Origin of the sequence: Streptomyces sp. NBC_00670, from assembly GCF_036226765.1 — a bacterium.
Lineage (GTDB): Bacteria > Actinomycetota > Actinomycetes > Streptomycetales > Streptomycetaceae > Streptomyces.
Window position 1 is genome coordinate 2,107,650 of sequence record NZ_CP109017.1, and the last position, 20,337, is coordinate 2,127,986.

The window sequence follows — 20,337 nt, forward strand, 5'->3', positions numbered from 1 at the left end:
GTGCGCGGGGGCCGTCGGCTCACCCGGCCGGAGCAACACGCGTTTCGTGCACGCATGCACACCATCCCAAGTAGTGCAATTCGGGCATGCCTACTTCTGCCCAGACCCGCCGCGCCCTGCTCCGCACCAGTGCCCTCGCGGTCGCCGGGGCCGGTGCCCTCGCCGCCGCCCGCCCGCTGCCCGACCCGTCCTGCTCCACACCGGCCGGCACCCCCGGCGGCACCGCCGCCACGCTTCCCGCGCCGGCCGGCGACGCGAGGTCCGGCGAGGCGGCCACGTCCGGCGCCCGTGCCGTGCGCACCGTCCGGCTCACCGCCGTCTCCGGCACGGTCGACCTCGGCGGACGCACCGTCAGGACGTGGAGCTACGGCGACGATCTGCCCGGGCGGCAGATCCGGGTCACCGCGGGCGAGACCCTCGCCGTCACGCTCGCCAACCACCTGCCGCGGTCGACCACCCTGCACTGGCACGGCCTCGGGGTGCCCAACGCGATGGACGGCGTTCCCGGCATCACCCAGCGCGCGGTCCGGCCGGGCGCCGACTTCGTCTACCGGTTCCCGCTCGACTCCCCCGGCACGTACTGGTACCACTCGCACGCCGGCGTCCAGGCGGACCGCGGCCTGTACGGGCCGCTGATCGTCGAGGACCCGCACGAGCCGCTCGGCTACGACACGGAGTGGGTCGTCGTGCTCGACGACTGGCTGGACGGGGTGGGCGGCCGCACCCCCGACGCGGAGCTGAAGAAACTCCTCGGCGGCCGGGGCGGCGGCATGAGCATGTCCGACGGCGACGGCAAGGGCGGGGGCGGCGACAGCAGGGGCGGGGACGGGGACGGCGACCCGGAGGGTGACGCGCACGGTTCCGCTCCGCACGGTTCCGACCGGGCCGGCCGGCGGCCGCAGCGGGGGAAGAGTGCGCTGCTCGGCGGGGTCGGCGGCGACGTCAAGTACCCGTACTACCTGGTCAACGGACGGACGGCTAACGCCCCCCGGGTCTTCGCGGCGCGGCCCGGGCAGCGGATCCGGATCCGGCTGATCAACGCGAGCGGCGACACCGCGTTCCGGGTCGCGCTCGGCGGCCACCGGATGACGGTGACGCACACCGACGGCCACCCGGTGCGGCCCACCGACACGGACGCGCTGATGCTGGGCATGGGCGAGCGGTACGACGTCCTGGTCACCGCCGGGGACGGCGTCTTCCCGCTGACCGCGCTCGCCGAGGGCAAGGGCGGGGCGGCGCGGGCGCTGCTGCGTACGGCGAGCGGGGCGGCGCCGGGGGCGTCGGCGCGGCCGAGGGAGCTGGACGGGCGGCTGGTGTCGGCGGACGAGCTGCTGGCGGACGACTCGGTGGCGATGGACGACCGGCGGCCGGACCGGACGCTGGGGTTGCGGCTGACCGGGACCATGAAGAAGTACGACTGGGCGTTCGGTGGGGAGCGGTACGACCCGGAGAAGGTGCGTGAGGTGCGGGCGGGGGAGCGGGTGCGGGTGGTGCTGACGAACGCGACGAAGATGTGGCATCCGGTGCATCTGCACGGGCACGCGTTCGCGTTGACCGGGACGCAGGACGGGCCGGGGGCGCGGAAGGACACGGTTGCCGTGCTGCCGGGGAGGTCGGTGGCGGTGGACTTCGACGCGGTGAATCCGGGGGTGTGGATGCTGCACTGCCACAACGCGTACCACCAGGAGGCGGGGATGATGACGTTGCTGCGGTACTGAGGGGGGTGCCTGTGGGGGTGCCTGCGGGGGGTTTCTCGCCCCCGCCGCCCCTACCCTTCCCATCCCCCGGGGGCTGCGCCCCCGGACCCCCCTACGGAGCTTCGCTCCGTTTTGCGCAGTTCCCCGCGCCCCTGATTACGGCGCGGGCATCGTGTCTGTGTGACGATTACACTGGGCGGCGTGCCTCAACTACGTCTCGCCCTGAATCAGATCGACTCGACCGTCGGTGACCTCTCCGGGAACGTGAAGGCCGTGCTTCGGCGGGCCCGGGAGTGTGCCGGGCAGGGAGCGCACCTCGTGGCGTTCCCGGAGATGGTGCTCACCGGGTATCCCGTGGAGGATCTCGCCCTGCGGTCCTCCTTCGTCGAGGCCAGCCGGGCCGCCGTGCGCGAGCTCGCGGCGCGGCTCGCCGACGAGGGCCTGGGCGAGCTGCCCGTCCTCGTCGGCTACCTCGACCGCTCGGAGTCCGCGCAGCCGAAGTACGGCCAGCCGGCCGGCACCCCCCGCAACGCCGCCGCCGTGCTGTACCGCGGCGAGATCGCGCTCCGCTTCGCCAAGCACCACCTGCCCAACTACGGCGTCTTCGACGAGTTCCGCTACTTCGTGCCCGGCGACACCATGCCCGTCCTGCGGCTGCACGGCGTCGACATCGCCCTCGCCATCTGCGAGGACCTGTGGCAGGACGGCGGCCGCGTGCCCGCCGCCCGCTCGGCGAAGGCCGGGCTGCTGCTCTCCGTCAACGCCTCCCCGTACGAGCGCGACAAGGACGACACCCGCCTGGAGCTGGTGCGCAAGCGCGCCCGGGAGGCCGGCTGCACCACCGCCTACCTGGCCATGATGGGCGGGCAGGACGAGCTGGTGTTCGACGGCGACACCATCGTCGTCGACCGCGAGGGCGAGGTCGTCTCGCGGGCGCCGCAGTTCCAGGAGTGCGCGGTGATGCTCGACCTCGACCTGCCCGGCGTCGCCGCGGACGCGCCGGCCGACGGTGACGTCGTCGACGACGGGCTGCGCGTCGAACGCCTGGTCGTCTCCGAGGAGCCCCTCCCGGCCTACGAGCCCGAGCTGACCGGCGGCTACGCGGACCGGCTGGAGGACGTCGAGGAGATCTACTCCGCGCTCGTCGTCGGCCTGCGCGCGTACGTCAAGAAGAACGGTTTCCGCTCGGTGCTGATCGGTCTGTCCGGCGGCATCGACTCCGCGCTGGTGGCCGCGCTCGCGTGCGACGCGGTGGGCCCGGAGAATGTGTACGGCGTCTCGATGCCGTCGAAGTACTCGTCCGAGCACTCCCGCGACGACGCGGCGGAGCTGGCCCGGCGTACGGGGCTCAACTTCCGTACGGTGTCGATCGCGCCGATGTTCGACGCCTACATGTCGGCCACGGAGCTGACCGGGCTCGCCGAGGAGAACCTCCAGTCGCGGCTGCGCGGCACGCTGCTCATGGCGATCTCCAACCAGGAGGGCCACATCGTGCTGGCCCCGGGCAACAAGTCCGAGCTGGCGGTGGGGTACTCGACGCTGTACGGGGACTCGGTGGGCGCGTACGGGCCGATCAAGGACGTGTACAAGACGACGGTCTTCGAGCTGGCGCGGTGGCGGAACCGGTCGGCCGAGGAGCGGGGCGAGACGCCGCCGATCCCGGAGAACTCCATCTCCAAGCCGCCGAGCGCGGAGCTGCGGCCGGGGCAGGTCGACACGGACTCCCTGCCGGACTATCCCGTCCTGGACGCGATCCTCGACCGGTACGTGGACCGCGATCAGGGGGCCGACGAGATCGTCGCGGCCGGGTTCGAGCGGGAGCTGGTCGTCAGGACGCTGCGGATGGTGGACACGGCGGAGTACAAGCGGCGCCAGTACCCGCCGGGCACGAAGATCTCCGCGAAGGGCTTCGGCAAGGACCGCCGCCTGCCCATCACCAACGCGTGGCGCGAACGGGGTTAGAGCCCGCCCTCACGTCCCGGTCGGGCCGCGCCCCTACTCCCCGTCGCCGGTGAGCTCAACGCTCGCCGCGATGGGGAGGTGGTCGCTGCCGGTCTCCGGCAGCGTCCACGACGACACCGGCTTCACGCCCTTGACCATGATCTGGTCGATGCGGGCCATCGGGAACGACGCCGGCCAGCTGAAGCCGAAGCCGCTGCCCACCGCGCCCTGCGTGGAGCGCATCTGCGAGGTGACCGCGGTGAGCGCGCGGTCGTTCATCGTGCCGTTGGCGTCGGCGAGCAGGACGATCCGGGACTGCTTCTCGTGCGCGATGGCGTCGCCCAGCGCGTCCGCGCTGCGGTCGCGCTCGCGGGCGGTGAACCCGGCCCGCAGCTTCACCCGCACGGAGGGCAGGTGGGCGACGTAGACGGCGAGCCGCCCCTCGGGCGTGGCGATCGTCGCCCGCATCGCGCGCTTCCAGCCGAGCCTGATGTCGACGGCCTTGACGCCGCTCATCGGGTACTTGCTCCACAGCCCGACCGTGCCGACCACCGCGTGGTACTTGTACGTCGGCTCCAGCAGGTTCTCGTACGTGGGCACCGCGGAGGCCTTGAGTTCCTGGAGCGCGAGCACGTCGGCGCCCGCGGCGGCGATCGAGCGGGCGGTGCCGGAGGGGTCGGCGTTGCTCGCGTTGACGTTGTGCGTGGCGACGGTCAGGTCGCCGCCGCCCTCGGCGGTCTTGTCGGAGAGCAGGCCGCCGAAGAGGTCCGTCCAGACCAGGACGGGCACCAGCAGGGCGATCAGCGCGGTCGCCGAGCGGCGCACCAGCGCGAGTACCAGCAGGACCGGGACGAGGACGCCCAGCCAGGGCAGGAAGGTCTCCAGGAGGCTGCCGAAGTTGCCGACCCGGTTGGGCACGCTCTCGTGCAGGGCCATCAGCAGTCCGAGGAGGACCGCGAGGACGGCGAGGACGATGCCCCGGCGCCAGATGCCGCGGTCGGTGCGCAGGCGGTGCCACAGCCGCCGGAACCGGGCTCCCCGACGGCCGTCCCCGTTCCCGTCGTCGTTGCCGGTCTCCGTCATTTGCGCCTGCGCCATACCGTCGCCTCACACCTTGCCCGTGCACGTCGTCGTCCCCGTGGAGGAAAACCCTAGGGGATGATCGCTTCCGTACGGCGCCCGCCCGGGCGGCCGTACCCGCACAAGGACGACGAAGGCGGCGTCCCGCGTTCCGAACGGAAGCGGAACGGGCGATTCTTGTGACGAAATGCGCACACGGCCCGGTCGGGAACTGCCTTCTGACGGCGTGTGGGAGGCCCGGCCGCCGGACAACCGGAAGGCCGGACGGGCCGTCAGCGGGGCGGTTCTCCGGCGGGCGGGCACAGGCCTTCCATGACGGTGTCGACGATGCGCTCCGCGAGGTCCTCGGGGAGGTCGCCGTCCGGGCGCAGGACGGACCGCAGGAGCATGGGCCCGGTGAGGAGGTCGTAGGCGAGCCGCACGTCGACGTCGGCGCGGATCTCGCCGCGCTGCTGCGCCTGCCGCAGCACCTCGACGAGGGCGTTGCGGCGGGGTCTGACGACGGACGTCTCGTAGGCCGCCCAGATCCGGGGGCTGGACTTCATCTGCGCGTGGACGTTGCGCAGCACCGCCGAGGACCGGCCGGCCAGGCCGCGTCGGCGCATCCACTCCAGCATGACCACCAGGTCGTCGCGGAGCGAGGTGCCGGGCAGCAGGGGCTCGGCGGGCTCGGCGGCGCGCACGACGTCGACGAAGAGCTCCTCCTTGCCGCGCCAGCGCCGGTAGATCGTGGCCTTGCCGACGCCGGCCGTGCGGGCGATCCGCTCCATGGAGAGTTCGGCGAGCGGCACGCCGTCCTCCAGGAGGGTGAGGACCCCCTCGATGATGGCGTGCTCCAGCGCCTCGCTGCGGGGCCGCCCGCGTGCGGGCGTGCCCCGCTGTCCGGCGGTGCTGTCGGCAAGGGTCACGTGGTGCTCCGTTCGTCTCCTGTGCTGCCAGGATCCCCCACTGCCCCCGTGTGTCCGTGCGCCGCCCCGGGACCGGCCGGTCAGTCCCGGCTGGTGACGAGTTCCGGTTCCGCCTCGCCCGCGGGCTCCGCGGGGGCCTTCCCGGGCAGGAAGACGCCCGCCACGACCGCGCCGAGCACCGCGACGCCCGCACCCCACAGAGCCGTGACGTGCATGGCGTGCAGGAAGGCGTCGTTGGCGGGGCCGACCAGGGCGTCGCCGCGCGGGCCCAGCTTGTGCGCGACGCCCAGGGTGGCCTCGATGGACTCGCCGGCGGTGTGCCGCAGGCCGGCCGGGACCCGGGACAGGCTGCCCTCGATGCCGTTGCGGTAGGCCGTGGAGAGCACCGAGCCGAGGACGGCGATGCCGAGCGCGCCGCCGACCTGGCGGAAGGTGTTGCTGAGCGCGGAGGCGGAGCCGGCCTTCTCGCGCGGCAGGGCCTGCATGATGACCACGCTGGTCGGGGTCATGATGTGCGCCATGCCGGTGCCCATGAGGAAGAACATCACCTCGAGGATCCAGATCGGGGTGTCGGAGTCGAGCACCACGAACGCGGCCAGCATCGCGGAGAGCAGCAGCAGTCCGGCGGTGGTCGTCGCCCTGTTGCCGAAGCGGTCGACGAGGAGCCGGGCCCGTGGCGCGAAGATCATCTGCGCGGCGGCCAGCGGCAGCATCAGCAGACCGGTCTCCAGCGGCGAGAAGCCCCGCACGCTCTGGGTGTAGAAGACGGAGAAGAAGGTCACGCCCATCAGTGCGAAGAAGACCAGGGTGATCGCGACGATGGCGGCCGAGAACACCCGGTTCTTGAAGTAGCCGATGTCGATGGACGGGTGGTCGCTGCGCTTCTCGTGGAGCACGAAGAGGACCAGCACGGCGAGCCCGCCCAGGCTGCTGGCCAGCACCTTGGGGTCGGTGAAGTCGGCCAGCTGGCCGCCCTTGATGATGCCGTAGACGAGCAGGACCAGGCCGATGACGGACAGGACGACGCCGAGCGGGTCGACGCGGCCGGGGCGCGGGTCGCGGGAGTCCGGGACCAGCCAGATCATCAGGCCGAGCGCCAGGACGACGATGGGCACGTTGACCAGGAAGACCGAGCCCCACCAGAAGTGGTCCAGGAGGAGGCCGCCGGTGATCGGGCCGATCGCGATGGCGAGGCCGACGCCGCCGGCCCAGATGCCGATGGCCTTGGGCTGCTCGTCGCGCTCGAAGACGTTCATGAGGACGGCGAGGGTGGCCGGCATGACGAACGCGGCACCCAGGCCCATGATCGCCCGGAAGACGATGAGCTGGACGGGTGAGCCGGACTCGGCGGCGAGCGCCGAGCCGATGCCGAAGACGGCGAGACCGGCCAGCAGCGTCTTCTTGCGGCCCAGCCGGTCGCCGAGCAGTCCGGCGGTGAAAAGCAGCCCGGCGAAGACGAGGGTGTAGGCGTTGATCGCCCACTCCAGCTCGCTCTGGGTGGCGCCGAGGCCGGTGGGGGCCGGGGTGGAGATGGTCTTGATGGCCACGTTGAGGATCGAGTTGTCGAGCACCACGATCAACAGGCTCAGCATGAGCGCGCCGAGGATGGCCCACCGTCGCCGGTGCACCGCCTCCGGCACCCGGCGCTCGGCCGGGGCAGCGGGAGTTGTCATGGAACGAGCGTAGGACGAATTCCGATACGGCACCGTCTCGTATCGAAACTCTTTACGGAGGCGTTACGGAGCCGGGCGGGACGGGACCACCGCGCGTGAGACGGGGATCGCCCCGCCCCACTCTGGTCCGCCGCACCCCGAGGTGCCACCATGGAAAACGGTCCGGGGACGCCGTCAGGGCGCCTCGAGATGACAGAAGGAGCCGTTGCGATGACGCAGTTCTCGGCTGCCCACGAGCAGTCCGCGCCGGGCGCGCTGAAGCCCTCCGGCGACAGCAGGGCGCTGTACGGGGGCAAGGGCACCCGGCGGATCACCGTCCGCGACATCACCGCCGCCAAGGAGCGCGGCGAGAAGTGGCCCATGCTCACCGCGTACGACGCGATGACCGCGTCCGTGTTCGACGAGGCCGGCATCCCGGTGATGCTCGTCGGCGACTCGGCGGGCAACTGCCACCTGGGGTACGACACCACCGTCCCCGTCACCCTCGACGAGATGACCATGCTCTCCGCGGCCGTCGTGCGCGGCACCCGGCGTGCGCTGATCGTGGCCGACCTGCCGTTCGGCTCGTACCAGGAGGGCCCGGTACAGGCGCTGCGCTCGGCGACCCGGCTGGTGAAGGAGGCCGGGGTCGGCGCGGTGAAGCTGGAGGGCGGCGAACGCTCGCACCGCCAGATCGAGCTGCTGGTGGAGTCCGGCATCCCGGTCATGGCGCACATCGGCCTGACTCCGCAGTCCGTCAACGCGATGGGCTACCGCGTGCAGGGCCGCGGCGAGGAGGCCGCCCAGCAGCTGCTGCGGGACGCGAAGGCGGTGCAGGACGCGGGCGCGTTCGCGGTCGTCCTCGAACTGGTCCCGGCGGAGCTCGCAGCCGAGGTGACCCGGGTGCTGCACATCCCGACCGTCGGCATCGGCGCCGGCCCCGAGACCGACGCCCAGGTCCTGGTCTGGACGGACATGATGGGCCTGACCTCCGGCCGGGTCCCCAAGTTCGTCAAGCAGTACGCCGAGCTGCGCCGCACCATGGGCGACGCGGCGAAGGCCTTCGCGGAGGAGGTCGTGGGCGGCACGTTCCCGACGGAGGAGCACTCCGTCCACTGAGCAGGACGCGCGCACGGCCCCGCTCCCCTTCGGTGGGGGCGGGCCGTGCCGGTTCCCGGCCGCGCCGCGCCGACACTCCGTCGAAGCCATGGCCACGACTTGCCCGGAAACGGGTCGATTCGAGACGCTTCGGCAACGGAACGGTGTCGAGGACGCCTCCGGCCCAGCGCGCTCTCCCGTACCGGTGGTGCACTGGTGGTGACGGGACGTAGACCCTCGGGGAGCGGCGATGACCCAGACGACGCGGACGACCTGTTCCGGCTGTTCCGCCGACGCGGTGCCGGGGGCGGCCTTCTGCGGCGAGTGCGGGGCCGCGCTGGTCCCCGCCGGACGGGCGGACGCGCCCCGCCCGGCACGTGGCCTCACCGTCCCCCGCTGGACCGGCGGCCGGGACCTGACCCGGTACATGTGCGCCGCCGTCTTCCTGGACCGGCAGTACGCCAACTCCCTGCTCAGGGACATCGCGGCCGAGCCGCACCTGGGCGTGGCACCGGCTCCGGGATGCGACGTGCCCGTGGTGCTGCGGTACGCCTACGAGGCCAACGCGCGGCGGCACGCCAGGGACCTCGTCCTGGCGGTCGAGTTCCTGGTGCTGTTCGTGGGACTGCTGCTGGGCAGCGGAGTGACCGCCCTCCTCATGTTCCTGCTCGGCTGGCTGACCACGCTGGTGTTCGCCTACTCCACCCACTACGGCGAACACCTCCAGCGGTTGCGCCCGGACCGGTTCGACCCCGCGCTGGCGCCCCCGGCGCCCACCGCCTCCGCCGACCGGCGCCTGCGCCAGATCGACGAGTACGCGCACGGCAACCTCACCGCCTACAGCGGCTTCTCCCCGTTCACCGGGTACGGCCGGGAACTCGACTCGTGGTCGCTGACCTTCGACGTGACCACCTCGGGGCGCGAGGGTGTGACACCGCGGAACTTCGAGGTCACGGACCTGTACGCGCACATCGCCCGGCGGATCGGTGAACTGTCGCTGCCCTGCCTGGAACTGGAGGAGCGGGTGTTCGTGGAGGGGTCGGCCCTGCTGGGCGACTCCCGCTTCCTGCCCAATCCCCTCGGCCGTCCCCTGGCCCGGATCGACGCCGGTCTGCTGGACGCGCTGAAGCGGGCCCCGGAGGAGACCGCCCGCGCCTATCTGGTCACGCACTCCTCGGGCTGGGGCGGCGAGTTGGTGACCTCGGTGTTCCTCCGGCTCGTGCGCTCGGACTCCAATCTGCTCGTGGAGGCCCAGCCCACCGTGCTGTGCCCGCTGCTGGACCGCTACCGGACCATCGACGGCCTCATGCCGCACCCCTCGCCGGGCGAGTTCTGCTCGATGGTGCTCCAGAACCTCATCGGCACGCCGTTCGTGCTGCTCGCCGCCCCGGTCCGCGCGGTCGCGGGCTTCCTGCCGGACTTCGGCATGAAGCGCCGTACGAAGAAGCAGCACCGGCAGATCACCCGGCTCAAGGTGTTCGACTACGGGGCACGCGACAGCGTGCGGCAGCTCGCCTCCGCCGCCGGCCACCAGCGGTACTTCCAGAAGTCCGACTCCGGCATGGTCCTCAAGACCGTCGAACGGCGGATCCTGGACGCCCTCGTGGAGTTCGCCGAGGCGCACGACATCGACGCCGGTGACCTGATCAAGCGTCAGGAAACCATCATCAACAACGGCATCATCGCCGCCGCCGGGGCGCGGGTCGACTCGAGCGCGGTCGCCTCGGGCGACAAGTCCCGCATCTCGGCCGTCATCCGGCGGATCCCGCGGCCCACCGTGGACTGACGGCGGCAAGTGGACACGACGCACGACCAACGGACGGACGGGGAACGACATGGACGCACACGGCAACAACGGTGTCATCGCGACGGGGAACGCCCAGGTCAGAAACGTGGCAGTGGCGAGCGGCAGCAACGCGCGCATCGACCTCCGCGTCACGGAGCGCAAGGCGCCGGACGACGGCGCCCGGGCGGCGACCCCGCAGGAGATCAGCGAGCTGCTGGCCCGGTTCATCGAGGACCTGCGCGCTTCGGACCACCCCGACCGGGAGGACCTGGCGGAGTTCGCGCAGGACGCGCGCGAGGAACTGGCCGCACCGGAGCCCCGTACGGGGAAGCTGCGCCGGGTCGCCAGGGCACTCGCGGAGGCGGTGCCCGGCTTCGCCGCGCTGTCCTCGCTGGCGGTGACGATCGAGGAAGCCGTCCGAGGGCTGTAGGCGGGGGCGGAGGCAGGACCATGCACTACTGCGTTCACTGCGGCGTGCGCGTCGAGGACCCCACGCTGCCCGGCTGCCCGCACTGCGGCGCGGCCCGCCCCGCCGCGGACCCGGCGGCCACCGGCACCCCGGGCGCCTACGTGCGGGTGGGCGGCACCCGGCTGCCGCGCTGGCTGCCCTGGACCCTGCTGGCCGTCCTGGCGGCCGGCGGGACGACGCTCGGCGTGGCCGTCGCCCACCGGTCCGACAGCACCTCGGTGGACAGCTCCCCCGGCCTGCCGGTCCTCCCCGGATACCCGTACGGCACGCCGTCCACGTCCGGCGACGGTTCCGGGACGTCGTACCCCTACTCCGACGACGGCGTGGGCGCCGGTGCCGGCGACCCGGCGACCGACACCCCGACGCCCGCGGAGGACACCGAGGAGGCCGGAACCACCGGAACCACCGGGGACACCGGGGAGACGGAGACCGCGAGCACGGTCGTCACCGACTACTACGACCACCTGAACGCCGGGAACTACTCGGCCGCCTGGGACATGGGCGGCTCGAACCTCTTCGGCGGCTCCTACTCCGACTGGGTGGCCGGCTTCGGCACCACCTCGCACGTCTATGTCACCGCCGTCGACGACGGCTCCGGCTCCGGTTCCGGCGTCGTGGAGGTCGACCTCCAGGCGGTCCAGACCGACGGCTCGGTCCAGACGTTCTCGGGCACGTACACCGTCCAGGACGGAGAGATCACCTCCGCCGACATCGATCAGGCGTCGTAGGACCGGCGCTGCCGACGGCCTGCCGTCGGTCCTTCCGTCGCTCCTTCCGTCGCTCCTTCTGTCGGTTCTCCTGTCGGTTCTCCTGTCGGTGATCTGTAGGTGGTCTGTCGGTGGCGGCTGGCACCGTCATCGGCATGACGCGAATCGACAAGAACCCCGACGCCGCCCGGGACGCGGCCGTCACCGTGCGGGGGCTGGTGAAGCACTACGGCGAGACGAAGGCGCTCGACGGCGTCGACCTCGACGTGCGCGAGGGCACCGTCCTCGGCGTGCTCGGCCCCAACGGAGCCGGCAAGACGACCCTGGTCCGCTGCCTGTCCACCCTGATCGTGCCGGACGCCGGCCACGCCACCGTCGCCGGGTACGACGTGCTGCGCCGGCCGCGGCAGACCCGCCGCGTGATCGGCCTCACCGGCCAGTACGCCTCCGTCGACGAGAAGCTGTCCGGCTTCGAGAACCTCTACCTGATCGGCCGGCTGCTCGATCTGCCCCGCAAGGAGGCCCGGGCCCGCGCCGACGGTCTGCTGGAGCGGTTCTCGCTGACCGAGGCCGCCCGGCGCCCGGTGGGCACCTACTCCGGCGGCATGCGGCGCCGGCTCGACCTGGCCGCCTCCATGATCGGCCGCCCGGCGGTGCTGTTCCTGGACGAGCCGACCACCGGTCTGGACCCGCGCACCCGCAACGAGGTGTGGACCGAGGTGCGCCGGATGGTCACCGAGGGCGCGACCGTACTGCTCACCACCCAGTACATGGAGGAGGCCGAGTACCTGGCCTCCGAGCTGACGGTCGTGGACCGCGGCCGGGTCGTCGCGGGCGGCCGGATCGACGAGCTGAAGGCCCGCGTCGGCGGCCGTACGCTGCGGATCCGCCCGGCCGACCCGCTGGAGCTGCGCCCGACGGCCGCCGCGCTCGACGAGTTCGGGCTCACCGGCACCGGCAGCGCCTCCGTCGACGCCGAGACCGGCAGCGTCCTGGTACCGATCCTCAGCGACGAGCAGCTGACCGCGGTGGTCGGCGCGCTCACCGCGCGCGGCATCACGCTGTCCGCCATCACCACCGAACTGCCCAGCCTGGACGAGGTGTTCCTGTCGCTCACCGGCCACAAGGCCAGTGCCGCCGCGCAGGACGACGTCCCCGCCCGCCAGGAGGTCGCCGTATGAGCGCCGCCACCGCCGCCCCGCACCCCACCGCTTCCGCCCCGCTCTCCGGTGACGGCCGGATCGGGCTGCGCGGCCATCTGCGCCACACCGGCGCGCTGATCCGCCGCAATCTGCTGTGGATCCGGCAGGACCCCGAGTCGATGTTCGACGCGGTGCTCTTCCCGATCGTGTTCTGTCTGCTGTTCGTGTTCGTCTTCGGCGGCGCGATCAGCGGCGCCGACAACCGGCAGGAGTACGTCAACTACCTGGTGCCGGGCCTGATGGCGATGATGGGCATGAACATCGCGCAGGGCGTGGGCACCGGGTTCAACCAGGACTTCCAGACCGGGGTGATGGACCGCTTCCGGTCGCTGCCGATCGGCCGGGCCTCGGTGCTGATCGCCAAGATCGTGGTGGAGATCGGCCGGATGCTCGTGGCCACCGCGATCCTGCTCGTGGTCGGCTTCCTGCTCGGTCTGTCCGTGTCCGACGTCCCCGGTCTGTTCGCGGCCATCGGTCTGTCGATGGTGTTCGGCTTCGGGGTGATGTGGATCTTCCTGACCCTGGGTGTGGTGATGAAGAGCGCCCAGGCCGTCCAAGCGATGGGGTTCCTCGTGCTGATGCCGCTGCAGTTCGGCTCGTCCATCTTCGCCCCGACCAGCACCATGCCGGGCTGGCTCCAGGCGTTCACCGACTACAACCCGCTGTCCTCGCTGGCGGACGCCGCGCGGGGGCTGATGAACGGCGGGCCGGTGGCCCACGACATCCTGATCACCGTCGCCTGGTCGGCGGTGCTGACGGCGGTCATGATGCCGATCGCGGTCCGCAAGTTCTCCACGAAGGCGTGAGGCGGCGCCGGTGTCACCGGCCCTCCGCGCCCCCCGGTCCGCGTTGTACGAGGGCGGTGGCCTCCTCCAGGGTGAGGCCGCCGCCCTCCGCGTACGCGGTCTCGTAGGCGGATGCGTCGAGCACTTCGCGGAGCTGCCGCTCGGCCGTCTCCCGGTTCGCGCGTTCCGCGACGTTGAGCAGCTGACCGGGCGGGAGCAGGGCGTCGGCGGCACCCAGGCAGCGGGCGGCGTCCGCGGGGTCCCGGCCGTCGAGGCCGGTCAGGACGAGGGCGGCGATGACCAGGCCCGTCGAGCCCAGCTGGGGCGCCATCAGATGGGTGAGCCGGTCGGCGGCGCGGTCGAGCGCCGCGCACACGCGCTCCAGCCCGTCGTCGTACCGCTCCTCCAGGGCGTCCAGCCAGGCCTCGATGGTGAGCACGAGCCCGTCGAACACCGGGAAGCCCACTGCCTTGAACTCCTCGCGGAGCAGGGCCAGTTGTGCGCGGGCCTCGCCGGTCCGGCCGGTGTGCCCGAGCCACAGCGCCAGGTACAGCCGGGCGGTGGGCATGCCCTCGGACACCGACCCCGCGTTCTCCTCGATCACCTGCCACAGCAGCCGCTCGCCCCGCTCGTCCTGGCCGGCCTCGATCAGCGCGGCGCCGAGCCGGGACCGCAGGACGCCGACCTGGGCGTGGGCGCCGAGCCGGTCGGCGTGCTCGATCGCCGTCTCGTAGTCGGCGGCGGCGCGCAGGTAGGCGCCCGTGCGCTCCAGTGACTCGCCGCGGGCGGAGAGCGCCTCGGCGGCGCCCCAGGCGTCCCCGATGCGGGTGAAGATCTCCAGTGCCTCCTCCGCGTCACGGGTCGCGTCGCCCGCCCAGTCGGAGCGGTTGGCGAGGATGTTGGCCCGGGTCTCCAGCGCCTGGGCCAGGTTCCAGTCGTCGCCCAGCGCGCGGCAGGTGTCCACGGTCGCGTCGACGACCCCGCGGATGTCGCCCGGCTCGCCGGTGAGCAGCACGGCGAAGAACCACAGGCTGCCGGGCATGCGGCAGACCTGCGGCTGGCCCGGCCGGTAGGTGCCGGCGATGGTCCGCAGCTTCTGCTGGGCCTGCTCGGTCTGCCAGGAGCCGAGCTCGATGTCCATGTAGGCGAGATGGGCCAGGTGGACGCCGCGCCGGGCCTCGTCGAGGAGGCCCGGATCGAACGGCGGGCGGGCGCCGACGGGGCTCTCCAGGACGTCGGGGACGGGCCGCACGGGTCCCGCGAAGGGGTCGGGGAAGAGTTCCATCACGGCGGAGGTCCAGGTCCGCCCCTCGATCCGCAGGTCGCGCATCTGCCAGTACCAGATCAGGGACAGCACCAGGCAGAGGGCGTCCTGCTCGGCGCGGGCGTCGACCGCGCGGCGCAGTGCGGTGCGGAAGTTCTCGTACTCCTGCTGGAACCGTGCGACCGCGGCGCGCTGGCCGGCGCCGCGCAGCAACGGGTCGGTGGTGCGGGCGAGTTCGCGGTAGTGGACGAGGTGGGCGCGCTCGGTGTCCGGGCGCTCCCCGGACTCGTCGAGCCGTGCGCCCGCGTACTCGGCGACGGTCTCCAGGAGCCGGTAGCGCATCTCGGCGCCGTCGCCCGTCTCGGCGGGGGCGGCGACGACGAGGGACTTGTCGACGAGGGAGCCGAGCGCGTCCAGGGCGGCGGGGCCGCAGACGGCCTCGGCGGCGGCGAGGTCGCAGCCGCCGGCGAACACCGACAGCCGGCGCAGGACGCCGCGCTCCTCGTCGTCGAGCAGTTCCCAGGACCAGTCGACGACGGCCCGCAGGGTCTGCTGGCGGGGCAGTACGGTGCGGCTGCCGGAGGTGAGCAGCCGGAAGCGGTCGTCGAGCCGGTCGGCGATCTGGCGCAGTGTCAGCATGCGCAGCCGGGCGGCGGCCAGTTCGATGGCGAGGGGCAGTCCGTCGAGCCGCCGGCAGATCTCGGCGGCGGCCTCCGGGTCGTCCTCGGGCCGGAAGCCGGGGCGGGCGGCGGCGCCGCGGTCGGCGAGCAGTTCGAGGGCGTACGGCTGCGGCAGGGGCTCCACGGGGCGCAGCGACTCCCCCGCGATGCCGAGGGGTTCGCGGCTGGTGGCGAGGACGGTCAGGCCGGGGCAGCGGGCGAGGAGTTCCTCGGCGAGGCGGGCGGCGGCGTCCACGACGTGCTCGCAGTTGTCGAGGATGAGCAGCATGCGGCGGCGGGCGCAGTGCTCGACGAGCCGGGTGACGGGGTCGTCGCGGTGCGCGTCGGTGGCGGCGCGCATCTCCTCGGCGCCGGCGCCGCGCAGCACGGTCTCGCGCGCGCCGAGCGCGGTGAGCACGGCCTCGGGCACGGCGTCGGGGTCGCGCACGGGGGCGAGTTCGGCGAGCCAGACCCCGCCGGGCAGCTCCCCGGCGACGGCCTCCCCCGCCTCCTGCGACAACCGCGTCTTCCCGGCCCCGCCGGGCCCGAGCAGCGTCACGAGCCGCGCGGCCCCGAGATCCCGCCGCAACGCGGCGATGTCCCCGTCCCGCCCCACGAAGGAGGTGAGCCGGGCCCGGAGGTTGCCCGGCGGGGGCGTACGGGGACTCTTGGCGGGGGCAGCGCTCGAGGGTCCGGGAGCGGTGCCCGCCGGGGTGTCCGCGGTTCCCGCTCCGGTGTCACGGGGGTCGACGGCGCCCGGGGTGCGGGCCGGAGCACCGTCGTCGGCGACGGCCAGCAGTTCGGCGTGCAGGGCGCGGAGCTCGGGGCCCGGGTCCGAGCCCAGACGGTCGGCGAGCAGGCGGCGTACGGCCTCGTACGCGACCAGGGCCTGCGCCGGGCGGCCGACCGCCCGCAGCGCGCGCAGGCGCAGGGCCTGCAACGGCTCGTCCAGCGGGTGCAGATCGCACAGCGCGGTCAGTTCCGGCAGGTGCTGCTCCGCCTCGCCCAGCGCCACCGCCGCCGTCAGCCGCGCCCGGCGGGCGTCGAGCCGGCGGGTCTCCCAGCGGGCCGACTCCCCCGTGCGGTCCGGCAGGTCGGCCAGCGGCGGCCCCTGCCACAGGGCGAGCGCGTCGTCCAGGACGGCGGCGGCCTTCGCGGCGTCCCCGTCGGCCAGCGCCCGCAGTCCCTCCCCGGTGAGCCGTTCGAAACGGTGCAGGTCGACGTCGTCGGCGACCGCCGCGAGCCGGTAGCCCCCGTCCGCCGACTCCACCGCGCCCGCGCCCAGCGCCCGCCGCAGCCGCCCCACCAGCGCCTGGAGCGCGCCCGGCGCGTCAACGGGCGGGGCGCCGGTCCACACCTCCTCGACGAGGAGCCCGGCCGGCACGGCCCGCCCGGGCCGCAAGGCGAGCACGGTCAGCAGGGCACGCAGCCGCGCCCCGCCGACCGGGACGGGCGTGCCGTCGGAGCGAAGTGCCTGGGTGGTGCCGAGGATGCGGTAGCGCACGGGGTCCATTGTCCCTGGGGACGCGTTCCCTCCGCCCCCGGGTTTCACCAAGGGCCCGCCCCGCCGGGCCGCGGCCGCCGCGGGGAACCCCCACCGCCTCCCGGATCGTTCTCCCCACATCGCCGCATCACCTGTACGGTCGTTCCGCCCACGCACGTTCCGCACCCACGGACGTCCCGACGACGCACCCCAGGAGCCCCTTCCCCATGAGCACCGCCGCCGCCCGCCGCAGCGACCGGAGGATCAGTCCCGTCTTCCTGGGCATCCTGGCCGTCACCGCGGTCACCGGGTGGGCCACCTGGACCGGGTTCGCCGAGCAGCCGGGCGTGGCCGTCTTCCTGTTCGTGACGGCCGCCTGGATCGTCTCCCTCTGCCTGCACGAGTACGCGCACGCCCGCACCGCCCTGCACAGCGGCGACTTCACCATCGGCGCCAAGGGCTACCTCACGCTCAACCCGCTGAAGTACACGCACGCCCTGCTCAGCATCGTGCTGCCGGTGCTGTTCATGATCATGGGCGGCATCGGCCTGCCGGGCGGTGCCGTCTTCGTCGAGCGCGGGCACATACGCGGCCGCTGGAAGCACAGCGCGATCTCGGCGGCCGGCCCGCTGGCCAACGTCCTGTTCGCCGTCCTGTGCACGGCGCCGTTCTGGCTGGACGCGCTGGACGGCGTGCCGCGCGCCTTCCGCTACGCGCTGGCGTTCCTCGCGCTGCTCCAGGTCACCGCGGCGATCCTCAACCTGCTGCCGGTGCCGGGGCTCGACGGCTACGGCGTGGTCGAGCCGTGGCTGTCGTACAACGCCCGGCGCCAGATGGAGCCGTTCGCCCCGTTCGGACTGCTGTTCGTGTTCGCGGTGCTGTGGATCCCGTCGGTGAACAACGCGTTCTTCGACATGATCGACGCGCTGCTGCGCGGCCTCGGCATCGACGACTTCTCGACGTACTGCGGCTACGACCTGTTCCGCTTCTGGCGCGAGAGCGACCCGTACTGCGCGGTCGGTCAGTGACGCGGCCGGTGACGGCCGTCAGTCGGTGACGCGGCCGCCGTCGGCCGCCGACCGGTGACGGCGTCAGCCCGTGACCGACCGCTGCGCACGGGCGGCAGCGGCGGCGGCCCGGTCGCGGCGGACGTAGTACCACGTCATGTTCGACGACAGGCCCGCGAGCAGCACCCACACGATCCCCAGCCAGCTGCCCTGGACGAACGAGACGACGGCGGCGGCCACGGAGAGGACGCAGACGGCGAGGGCGTAGAGGGCCAGGCGGGGCATGGGGGGCTCCTGTCGGGGACGTGACGACACCGCGGTACCGAAGGTGTGGGACCCGCGGGTGTTCCTGCGGTCTCCAGTGTCCCCCATGCTTCCGGGTGCCCCCCGCCCCCCTCACACGTCCGTCAGCCGGACCCCCGCGTGTGCCTTGTACCGGCGGTTGACCGAGATCAGGTTGGCGACCAACGACTCCACCTGGTGGGCGTTGCGCAGCCGCCCGGCGAAGATGCCCCGCATGCCGGGGATGCGGCAGGCCAGCGCCTGGACGAGCTCCACGTCCGCGCGCACCTCGCCGAGCACCATCACGTCGGTGTCGATCTCCTCGACGCCCGGGTCCTGGAGCAGGACGGCCGAGAGATGGTGGAAGGCGGCGGTGACGCGCGCGTCCGGCAGCAGCGCGGCGGCCTGCTCGGCGGCGCTGCCCTCCGCGGGCTTCAGCGCGTAGGCGCCCTTCTTGTCGAAGCCGAGCGGGTTGACGCAGTCGACGACGAGCTTGCCGGTGAGCTCCTCGCGCAGCGAGGCCAGAATGTCGCCGTGGCCCTCCCACGGCACGGCGACGATGACGATGTCGCTGCGCCGCGCGCACTCGGCGTTGTCGGCGCCCTCGACGCCGTGGCCGAGTTCCCCGGCGGCGGCCCGGGCCCGGTCGGCGGCGCGGGAGCCGACGATCACCTGCTGGCCGGCCCGGGCGAGCCGGTAGGCCAGGCCGCGGCCCTGGGGCCCGGTGCCGCCCAGGACGCCGACGACCAGCCCGGAGACGTCGGGCAGGTCCCAGGGGTCCTTGGCGGGGGCCTTCGCGGGGGTCTGCCCGGAAGTCTTGTCGGCGGCCTTCCCGGACGCGTCGGAAGCGGGGGGTGCGCTGTCGCTGGAGGTCATGCGCCGACTCTACGTGCTCGGCCCCATGGGCCCGGGGCAGGCCGTAAATCGGTTGTCCCCCGCCCTCCGGGACCCGAACATGGCCCGTCGTGACCGACGACACCGCCACCCCCGCGCCCGCCCCGGCGCGACCCGCATCGCGCCGGCGGGCGCTGCTGCCGGACCTGACGCCCTGGCGCGCCTCCGCGGACTTCCGCCGCATGTGGCTGGCCGGCCTGGTCACCAACTTCGGCAGCTTCCTGACCCTCGTCGCACTCCCCGTCCAGCTGAAGGAACTCACCGGCTCCGCGGCGGCCGTCGGCGCGATCGGTGCCGTCGAACTCGTCCCGCTGCTCGTGTGCGGACTGTACGGCGGGGCGCTCGCGGACGCGTTGGACAAGCGGCGGCTGATCCTCGGCACCGAGGCGGGCCTGGGTCTGCTGAGCGCCGTCCTGCTGGTGAACGCGGTGCTGCCCCGGCCGCTGGTGTGGCCGCTGTACGCCGTCGCCGCGCTGTCCTCCGCGCTCGCCGCGGTGCAGCGGCCGGCGCTGGACGCGCTGCTGCCGCGGGTCGTGGCGCACGAGCACCTCACGGCGGCCATCTCGCTGAACAGTCTGCGCTGGACGGTCGGCGGGGTGGCCGGTCCGGCGGTGGCCGGGATCGTCGTGGCCTACGCGGGGCTGGGCTGGGCGTACGCCGCCGACGCGCTGACGTTCGCGGTGTCGGTGGCGCTGGGGTGGCGGCTGGCCGCGGCGCCCGCCGCGCGGGAGGCGGCGCGGCCGTCGCTGCGGGCGATCGCGGAGGGCGCGCGGTACGCGTGGGGCCGCAAGGAGCTGCTGGGCACGTACGCCGTCGACCTCGCGGCCATGTTCTTCGCGATGCCGCTCGCGGTGCTGCCGTTCCTCGCGGACGAGCTGGACGCCGCGTGGTCGCTGGGCTTGATGTACGCGAGCCTGCCGGCCGGTTCGCTGCTGGTGTCGCTGACCAGCGGCTGGACCTCGCGGGTGCACCGGCACGGCCTGATGGTGGTCCTCGCGGCGGCCGGCTGGGGCCTCGCGGTGGTGGCGGCGGGGGCGGTGCGCGAGGTGTGGCTGGTGCTGCTGTTCCTGACCGTGGCCGGGGGCTGCGACATGGTCAGCGGCATCTTCCGCGGCGCGATCTGGAACCAGACGATTCCCGACGCCTTGCGCGGCCGCCTCGCCGGCATCGAACTCCTGTCGTACTCGGCGGGCCCCCAGCTGGGCCAGGTACGCGCAGGCGGCACGGCGGCCCTCCTGGGCATCCGCACCTCGATCTGGACGGGCGGCGCGGCCTGCGCGGCGGCGGTGGGAGCGCTGGCGGTGTTCCTCCCGGCCCTGATGCACTACGACGCCCGCACGAACGAACACGCACTGAGCCGCCGGGCGGCGACTTAAGGGGCGCGGGGCTGTGTCAATGTGCGGCTACCGCCGCGCGGGCGCGA

General features: G+C 73.3%; 16 protein-coding genes. 10 read left to right on the forward strand and 6 right to left on the reverse strand.

Annotation, left to right across the window (positions count from 1 at the left end):
• The first annotated feature begins 86 nt into the window (after positions 1–86).
• The gene (locus tag OIE12_RS09375) at positions 87–1,718 is read left to right on the forward strand and encodes a multicopper oxidase family protein (protein ID WP_329133669.1); all 1,632 of its coding nucleotides are present in this window, start codon (positions 87–89) and stop codon (positions 1,716–1,718) included.
• Between the two features lie 180 nt (positions 1,719–1,898).
• Complete coding sequence (locus tag OIE12_RS09380) at positions 1,899–3,659, forward strand: NAD+ synthase (RefSeq protein WP_329133671.1); 1,761 nt, start codon at positions 1,899–1,901, stop codon at positions 3,657–3,659.
• Between the two features lie 33 nt (positions 3,660–3,692).
• Here OIE12_RS09380 and OIE12_RS09385 read toward each other — a convergent pair whose 3' ends face one another.
• The 3 genes from OIE12_RS09385 to OIE12_RS09395 form a co-directional block, all read right to left on the reverse strand.
• Positions 3,693–4,736, reverse strand: coding sequence for an endonuclease/exonuclease/phosphatase family protein (locus tag OIE12_RS09385; protein ID WP_329133673.1), 1,044 nt, complete (start codon positions 4,734–4,736; stop codon positions 3,693–3,695).
• A 254-nt stretch (positions 4,737–4,990) separates the two neighbouring features.
• Positions 4,991–5,626, reverse strand: coding sequence for a TetR/AcrR family transcriptional regulator (locus tag OIE12_RS09390; protein WP_329133675.1), 636 nt, complete (start codon positions 5,624–5,626; stop codon positions 4,991–4,993).
• A gap of 80 nt (positions 5,627–5,706) precedes the next feature.
• A complete protein-coding gene (locus OIE12_RS09395) occupies positions 5,707–7,299 on the reverse strand; it encodes an MFS transporter (RefSeq protein ID WP_329133677.1) in 1,593 nt (530 codons plus the stop codon).
• Positions 7,300–7,509: 210 nt separating this feature from the next.
• Here OIE12_RS09395 and panB point away from each other — a divergent pair, with 210 nt between their 5' ends.
• The 6 genes from panB to OIE12_RS09425 all read left to right on the forward strand — a co-directional run bounded on the left by panB (position 7,510) and on the right by OIE12_RS09425 (position 13,346).
• Complete coding sequence (gene panB / locus OIE12_RS09400; protein WP_329133679.1) at positions 7,510–8,397, forward strand: 3-methyl-2-oxobutanoate hydroxymethyltransferase; 888 nt, start codon at positions 7,510–7,512, stop codon at positions 8,395–8,397.
• A gap of 229 nt (positions 8,398–8,626) precedes the next feature.
• The gene (locus tag OIE12_RS09405) at positions 8,627–10,162 is read left to right on the forward strand and encodes a zinc ribbon domain-containing protein (RefSeq protein WP_329133681.1); all 1,536 of its coding nucleotides are present in this window, start codon (positions 8,627–8,629) and stop codon (positions 10,160–10,162) included.
• Between the two features lie 49 nt (positions 10,163–10,211).
• Complete coding sequence (locus tag OIE12_RS09410) at positions 10,212–10,592, forward strand: hypothetical protein (RefSeq protein ID WP_329133683.1); 381 nt, start codon at positions 10,212–10,214, stop codon at positions 10,590–10,592.
• Positions 10,593–10,612: 20 nt separating this feature from the next.
• Positions 10,613–11,359 carry a hypothetical protein gene (locus tag OIE12_RS09415; RefSeq protein ID WP_329133685.1) on the forward strand — a complete coding sequence of 249 codons (747 nt, stop codon included), beginning with the start codon at positions 10,613–10,615 and terminating at the stop codon, positions 11,357–11,359.
• A gap of 134 nt (positions 11,360–11,493) precedes the next feature.
• Entirely contained in the window at positions 11,494–12,519 is a 1,026-nt protein-coding gene (locus tag OIE12_RS09420; RefSeq protein ID WP_443053783.1) for an ATP-binding cassette domain-containing protein, read from the forward strand.
• On the forward strand, positions 12,516–13,346 hold the full coding sequence (locus OIE12_RS09425) for an ABC transporter permease (protein WP_329133689.1): 831 nt from the start codon (positions 12,516–12,518) through the stop codon (positions 13,344–13,346). Before OIE12_RS09420 ends, OIE12_RS09425 begins: the two co-directional genes overlap by 4 nt.
• Positions 13,347–13,359: 13 nt before the next feature.
• Here OIE12_RS09425 and OIE12_RS09430 read toward each other — a convergent pair whose 3' ends face one another.
• Entirely contained in the window at positions 13,360–16,761 is a 3,402-nt protein-coding gene (locus OIE12_RS09430; protein ID WP_329133691.1) for an AfsR/SARP family transcriptional regulator, read from the reverse strand.
• Between the two features lie 197 nt (positions 16,762–16,958).
• Here OIE12_RS09430 and OIE12_RS09435 point away from each other — a divergent pair, with 197 nt between their 5' ends.
• Positions 16,959–17,759: a site-2 protease family protein gene (locus tag OIE12_RS09435; RefSeq protein WP_329133693.1), complete on the forward strand. Its 801-nt coding sequence runs from the start codon at positions 16,959–16,961 to the stop codon at positions 17,757–17,759.
• 63 nt (positions 17,760–17,822) lie between these two features.
• Here the strand turns inward: OIE12_RS09435 and OIE12_RS09440 are convergent, their stop codons facing one another.
• Together OIE12_RS09440 and npdG are read right to left on the reverse strand one after the other, a co-directional pair.
• Positions 17,823–18,110 carry a hypothetical protein gene (locus OIE12_RS09440; RefSeq protein WP_443053784.1) on the reverse strand — a complete coding sequence of 96 codons (288 nt, stop codon included), beginning with the start codon at positions 18,108–18,110 and terminating at the stop codon, positions 17,823–17,825.
• 24 nt (positions 18,111–18,134) lie between these two features.
• Positions 18,135–18,896 carry an NADPH-dependent F420 reductase gene (gene npdG / locus OIE12_RS09445; RefSeq protein WP_329133697.1) on the reverse strand — a complete coding sequence of 254 codons (762 nt, stop codon included), beginning with the start codon at positions 18,894–18,896 and terminating at the stop codon, positions 18,135–18,137.
• Between the two features lie 89 nt (positions 18,897–18,985).
• On the opposite strand from npdG, the gene OIE12_RS09450 reads away from it, so the two are divergent.
• Positions 18,986–20,290 (forward strand): MFS transporter, encoded by a 1,305-nt coding sequence (locus OIE12_RS09450; protein WP_329133699.1) that lies wholly within the window; start codon positions 18,986–18,988, stop codon positions 20,288–20,290.
• Positions 20,291–20,337 lie beyond the last annotated feature (47 nt).